The organism is uncultured Ruthenibacterium sp. (genome assembly GCF_963558415.1).
Lineage (GTDB): Bacteria > Bacillota > Clostridia > Oscillospirales > Ruminococcaceae > Ruthenibacterium.
The window spans coordinates 1-6,322 of the sequence record NZ_CAUWGY010000108.1 but is presented as its reverse complement, the minus strand read 5'-3'; the positions used below and the strand labels follow the sequence as shown (position 1 = coordinate 6,322).

General features: G+C 48.8%; 7 protein-coding genes. 2 read left to right on the top strand and 5 right to left on the bottom strand.

Annotation, left to right across the window (positions count from 1 at the left end; genetic code table 11):
• A partial coding sequence (locus AB5H98_RS12300) for an Hsp70 family protein (RefSeq protein ID WP_367926188.1) occupies nucleotides 1-779 on the top strand: 779 nt, incomplete at its 5' end.
• A 675-nt stretch (nucleotides 780-1,454) separates the two neighbouring features.
• Here the strand turns inward: AB5H98_RS12300 and AB5H98_RS12295 are convergent.
• The 3 genes from AB5H98_RS12295 to AB5H98_RS12285 form a co-directional block, all read right to left on the bottom strand.
• Nucleotides 1,455-1,949, bottom strand: a complete 495-nt coding sequence (locus AB5H98_RS12295) for a hypothetical protein (RefSeq protein ID WP_367926187.1) — start codon at nucleotides 1,947-1,949, stop codon at nucleotides 1,455-1,457.
• 12 nt (nucleotides 1,950-1,961) lie between these two features.
• Complete coding sequence (locus AB5H98_RS12290; protein ID WP_367926186.1) at nucleotides 1,962-2,144, bottom strand: hypothetical protein; 183 nt, start codon at nucleotides 2,142-2,144, stop codon at nucleotides 1,962-1,964.
• Nucleotides 2,145-2,657: 513 nt separating this feature from the next.
• A complete protein-coding gene (locus AB5H98_RS12285) occupies nucleotides 2,658-3,503 on the bottom strand; it encodes a hypothetical protein (protein WP_367926185.1) in 846 nt (281 codons plus the stop codon).
• A 114-nt stretch (nucleotides 3,504-3,617) separates the two neighbouring features.
• Between AB5H98_RS12285 and AB5H98_RS12280 the strand changes: the two genes are divergently transcribed.
• Entirely contained in the window at nucleotides 3,618-3,893 is a 276-nt protein-coding gene (locus AB5H98_RS12280) for a hypothetical protein (RefSeq protein WP_367926184.1), read from the top strand.
• Nucleotides 3,894-3,910: 17 nt separating this feature from the next.
• On the opposite strand, the gene AB5H98_RS12275 is transcribed toward AB5H98_RS12280, so the two are convergent.
• Together AB5H98_RS12275 and AB5H98_RS12270 are read right to left on the bottom strand one after the other, a co-directional pair.
• The gene (locus tag AB5H98_RS12275; RefSeq protein WP_367926183.1) at nucleotides 3,911-5,614 is read right to left on the bottom strand and encodes a hypothetical protein; all 1,704 of its coding nucleotides are present in this window, start codon (nucleotides 5,612-5,614) and stop codon (nucleotides 3,911-3,913) included.
• A 1-nt stretch (nucleotide 5,615) separates the two neighbouring features.
• Nucleotides 5,616-6,322: glycosyl transferase family 2 (locus AB5H98_RS12270; protein WP_367926182.1), on the bottom strand; the 707-nt coding region annotated here is incomplete at its 5' end.

Genomic DNA, 6,322 nt, shown 5'->3' with positions numbered 1-6,322 from the left:
GCCGCATCCCTGCCGTACAGGAAGCAATCAAATCGTTTATCGGGAAAGAACCCTTTAAAGGTATCAATCCGGATGAGTGCGTTGCTTTGGGAGCATGTCTGCAGGGCGGCGTTCTGGCAGGTACTGTAAAAGGGCTGCTGCTTCTGGACGTCACTCCGCTTTCACTGGGCATTGAAACAGTGGGTGGCGTCTTCACCCGTCTCATCGATCGAAACACCTCTATTCCCATCACGAAAAGCCAGATTTTTACCACAGCGTCCAGCTTCCAGTCTTCCGTAGAAATCAACGTGCTTCAAGGCGAGCGGTCCATGGCGCGTCAGAATAAAAGTCTCGGAAAATTCAGGCTCAACGGAATCCGCCGTGCGCCGCGAGGCGTGCCGCAGATTGAGGTCACCTTTACCATTGACGCCAACGGCATTGTCAACGTTTCTGCCATGGACAAAGATACCGGAAAGCGACAGGAAATTACCATTCAGGGTTCCAGCAACATGAGCCGAGAGGAAATCGACCGGGCAGTTCGGGAAGCACAGCAATACGCATCAGAAGATGCCCGAGCCAAGTCAGATGCGCAGATAAAGGACCGTCTGGAAAGTCTGCTGTATCGCAGTGAAGAAGTTCGAAAACATGCGGATAAAGAGCAGAAAAAGAAAATTGACGAAGCTGCTAAAAACGCAAAGCGCGCACTCAAGCACAAAGATATATCGGAAATGAATGCTGCGGCGAATTCCTTGGAGGCCCTTATCGGCCCACAGGATCATACCGGAAGTACCATTAATTGAGCTCTCTGTCTCTTAAATTTCATAATTCCGACTGTGTTTTATGAGTGTTTTTGTTTCATTAAAAGTATTACACAATAAAATGGGGGCTGTCAGGATTTCTGACAGTCCCCATTATCTTTGTATTCACTTTAGTGCGCAGGATATTTGGTCCACACTGGTGACCGTACTACACGATAGATTTTCCGTCGGGCCCGTTGTCCTGCCTGCCGTTTTTCAAGTGTCATGCTGTCGCCACCTGTTAAAATATTATGTCCTTGGACACCAATAAATCAATTGATATAAAAGCTACCAATTCAGCAAAGTTTAGTGCTCAGCATGACGCAAAGTTTGTTTTAAGCCGTATTAAAGGTCAGATTTCATTGGTAACAGTATTTTTTCTTTTTCTCCTTTTCAGTTGTAAATGTGGAATATGTAAAAACAAAACTCTTCGATACTTTCCAGCTCTATTTTCAGCTCTTGAAACGCATAGATGAAGAAATAGGCTACCACAATTGACAACCGATTGCCTTTTTTGACTTCAAATGTTAGGTCAGCCCGCAAATTTTTATACAATTATTAATCCTTACTCATTGATTTTCATATCTTCTATTTTTTTACAACTGTACCGACTGGGGTGACAATTGATTTTCACAACTGTTTTCACACCAGCGTCGCGGAAAATATGTTCGATCTCTTTCATTGCTTTTTTCCATAGGAACTTGCACTGTACAAAACCACCGTATCACACTGCAACAGCTTGATTTCTCTTTTAATAAAAGTTTTGTACCTTGTGATATAGGCAGCAAGCGCCGTTTTATTACAGGTGGAGTTCCCGCCGTGCTTGTTCAGATTCATATAGGCGCAGTCTTCCAAGTTCTTCGGCGCGGGATATCCCTTTTGAAGAAGCTCGCTCAAGGTTTTCCTGAGGCAGTTTCGATAATGGGTCTTCGCGCTCTTTACCGTCGATGAATCGCACACGGAAGGTTTATTCGATAGAACTTCCTCTTTCAGCCAAAAGGGCTTTTCTCCATTCTTTATATCTCTGCTCAAGTTGGATTCCTTGCAGATAAAGAGTATATCGCCCTTCTGTGTGTCACCCAAACGGCCATCCAAGGTAAAGTTTTTACGAGCTTTATCTTCCGACTGAAACGGACAAGTAGATGTCCAATTTTCTTCTTCGACTTCCGTCACATGCGCCTGTTTTCACAAACCAAAAAGCTCCTCGAGCGTTTTTGCGGACTCTGCTTCTTTTGCCAATTGGTCAAAGTTTTCTCCCATGATTTTTTCTCCTATATCAAAGTTGATATTGCTACGCCACTTCGTACAGATCACCTTTCGACTGCTCCACCAACGACTGCGGGGAAAGAATTTTTGTGTGCACGGCATACTGCATTGCCCCTTTGCGCATGGCCTACTGGTTTACCTTCACCTGGACGCTCACTTCATCTTTCGTCTCATCAAAAAAACAATTTCGCTACCAAACCAGTCGATTACTTCGCTGACAAAATATTTCTTTGGCCGGAAGGTTACCGGCACGCTCTTACCAGTAAACATATACGTATATTCTTCCATATGACGCGACAGACTAAAACCATTTCCAAACCCTTCACCTTGCGTGCAGGATTAGCCGGCGTATCCGGCCCCCTTATGTTCGCGGCAACGTCCGACGATAATAGACTGCATCACTATATTTATCACAGTTTCCAGTAAAGAAATGCTGAACGTTCACCGATACCCACTGTTTTTGCACGGATGCGTCTTTTTGCCTTTACCGCAAGCGGACGAAACTCGGTCGCGGAAGTTGCGCGAAAGCCTACAACCAACCCGCAAACACCACACAAAGAAAGGCGCCCTTTCCCTACCGGGAACGGCGCCTTTCTTTTGGTTTTTGTCCGAAGGTCACGCCTCTGCTACGTTGGACTCCACAGAGTACATTCCCGCATATCCGTCAATGCACTCTGTGTTCATGTCCTCCAGCGTCTCGAAACCGGTGAAGTTGTAATACTCTCCATTCACAAGAACGTCGATGTTTCCATAAGCCGCAAAACCGCGGTCGCTCGTCACTTCAACCGAGCCGTCACCGTGGAGCACGAGGTCGCTGAAGCCGATGCCTGCGTAGTAAGCGAGCGAACTGCCATCCGGCAACTGAGCCTGCACCTTGTAGGCCACGTAGAGGATGTTGTGGGTCTCCACCATCTCACTGCTGAAGTCCTGGCGCACCAGCATATACCCGCCCAAGCAGTCGGCCCCGGTGATGCTGTCGCCCTCCCGCTGACTCAGAGCCGTCTTGCCGTCGGCCACTAGGGCATCCCAGTCTTCTTGACCAATCTGGTCCAGAGCGGTCACCCACTCGTCTAGCCCCTCCACCGTGAAGGTAGTATCCGCGGGAGCCAGGATGGCATTGTGTTCCTTTTCTGCCGTATCAGTGTCACAGTTCCAGTGAAAAGTGACTGTATCGCCATTGGATAGGCCTTCAGTCACATCCAAGCTGCCATCCACACAGGCGGCAAGTCCCGTTGCATCCTTCACACCGTCGTCACAAGCTGCAGCAAAGCCGTCACCGTCAAATGCCCAACTGGCGGTACCCTCTCCGCTCATGCCGGCGAACTCCACCGCCAGGTAGGCTGTGGGGTCCACTTCTACCGGTTTCGCACCGCAGCCAACCAAAGCTAAGGCCAGCGCCAAGGCCAAGGCCGCCGTCCGTAATCCGTTGAAAAAAGTTCTTTCATGGCGCGCAGTACTCATTGTATCAGTCCTCCCTAATCGTGTCGTGAACACGCCCCGCTGCATATTGCTCTGCAGCGGGGCGCACTATATTTACAATATAATTATATCATATCTGGCAAGGGATGGGACAGTTTGAAAAAACTCCACTTTGTCACAGACTTTGTTCTAAATGTGACAGTTTCCTCGCCTGCCGGGGCTCTGGGATACCAGCGACTTTTAAAGCATCACATTTTAAAAATTGCGCACTGGGACAGCATCGTCACGCTGACATATCACGTTACTACTTCCCAGTATACGGTAAATATCATCAAATACGTTGCTCCGGCACAAAGCACTGCAGTTACTACAACCGATACAGTGATGGAAACTTCTCTCCTTGCGGTGATTCTAGAGAAATTCAACAGGTAGGCGCAATTTTTCCTATATCAACAATCGGCAGGCGAATTCTTTGTGGCCGACGGCCAGGGCAACAGTAAAGCGAGCAGCGACGCAGCCAAAAGCAGAGGATGCACAGTAGACAGATACATTGCGGAGGTACCAATTCCAAAGCTGGCCACCTCCATGAATGCGACCATCATACTCCGCAACACCGCCATAGCGAACAATCCCCATACAGCGATCCAAGCGGCTTTCCATTGGGTGTCCATCTGGGGCAAAAACACACTGCGAGCACACCGGCATAAACGAATCGCTGCTCCCAGAATGGCCAATGGCAGCAAAAAGCGGTAAAGCATCTGCACCACTTTCAGCCCTCCGAACACAAGCTCCTGACGGGGAGCATAATACGGCTCGTCGCTTCCCTCTTTACAAGCAAGATTGGACTTGGTGTATAGGAATTCCTCCATAGGGGCAATCTGGTCCTCCCAGCGACCAATGCTGATGCTGTCCATATAAGGCTCCACATCCTGCATAGTGGCACAGAACCACAAACTGTACAATCCTTCTTTCACAACAGGAAGGACATACCGCGCAGTAATGCGGGGCGTAGTGCCACTGCGAGGTGGATAGGCCTCCAGCACCCCGGAATCGCACAAAGTATTAACCTCCCGTGCCATGGTCAAAAAGTATTCTTTTGCCTCCTGGGCAGTATCATAGTGACCTGCCTCTTGGGCGGCTCGGCGCAGCGCCCAATAAAAAGCTCCCGCAGGGTATTCGCCAGTTTCTAGGTTGGCGTATCCATTTTGAAAGCTGGGATCTTCCAGCCAAGGCTGCAATTCGGAAAAGCTTTCTGCCCCCGCCTCATATAAGGCCTGCCGCCCCTGTTTTGTAAGCGGAATCTGAATCAAACCAGTCTGTTTTTCCTGGCCCGCTTTCACCCGAGTCAGTGCCCCGTATGCCTGTGCAAAATCCGACGAAGTAAAATCGCTGACCACAAAGCGCCCATAATACAAATTATTCATTGCGGCCCAGCTCATCAGGCACAGCGCAAATACCGCCGCTGGTAAAAGCAAAAGAACCATTCTGACAGCCTTTTTAAAGGTAGAAAGTGTGCTGATGACTAACCGCCATACAGCAATCACGGCAGCGGCGGCCACGAAAGGTATTACCCAAATACCATCTTCTCGACACAGCCACACCATGCCCATACCTATCCCACACAACAGCAACCAGGATAACGTCCATTTTTGAGTACACCGCAGCACGAAACCCGCAATGCCTGCAAAAACCAACAAGCACAGCGCAGGAAAAATATTGTCGCGATAGACTCTCAGTGTAAAGGCCCCTACCGCCGCAGGATTATACAACATCACACTATAAAAAATCAGGCGGCTTTTATTCTTTTGCAAAACAGGCGCAAAGGCTCCCACCATAGCCGCACATGCACCGGCATATAGCATCTGTCCACCTATCAGATAAGGGATGTGCAGCCAATGCATCACTGCCAGCCAAAGAGCAAAGAAGCTATGTTTAGATAAAGTGAGCCATCCGTACTCACCTAGCCACTCACCCTGAGTGATGGACACCGCCATGTTGTACAATAGTGTATCGTCCAGTGGAGCCAGGTCAGGGGTATAGTATCCCATTTGAAATGTGACCATCGCCAATCGTAACAGAGTCAGGCTCAATACAGCGATCCAAAACCATTTTTTACTGAGGTCGTTTTGCCGTATTTGGTGAATCCATTTCATCTCATTTGGCCTCCGTAAAGCTACCCGTGGGCAACTTTTCCACCGATTCCACGAGATATCTCTTTTGCTTAAAGAGAAGATCGGTCAAAAGGGCAAGATATTTGATGATAATGGTCAGAATGCAAAACAAACCGAAAAAGCTGCCCGTCATTACCAGCATCGTGGTGGTCCAGCCACTGACCGGGCGACCGCCTATGTAGATGGCCAGCGTGTACACCAGTTCTGCAAAAGTCAGCAACAACATCACCCCGGCGATTGTAAGACTGACCCGGTAGCCCATATCGGTATATAAAACCAGTGAGTCTACCGCCTGACCGAAGCGCCGCCGCTGCACAGACTCTATGGAGCTTCCTTGATATTCCAAAACGCCGTAGGCCAAGCCACTAAACGCATAGGCTGCTTTCCGATAGGGCAGATGATTGCTGATGGCGTGAACCTGGTTAATGGCCCTGCGACTTAAAAGACGAAATGCTTCACTTCGCAAAGAATGTATGCCCTGGGTACAGTAGTTAAAGAAGTCGTAGAACAAACGGCTGGTCCACTTACTCTTTCCACCGACAGGAGCCGCTGAAACGATGTCTTTGTTCTCTGAAAGAGCCATGATATAGGCTTTCTCCAACATCTCCTGCGGCCAAGAGAGATCCACTACGTCGAACTCGTATACGAAATCACCAATGGCGCAGTCTAATCCAGCGTTCATGGCACACT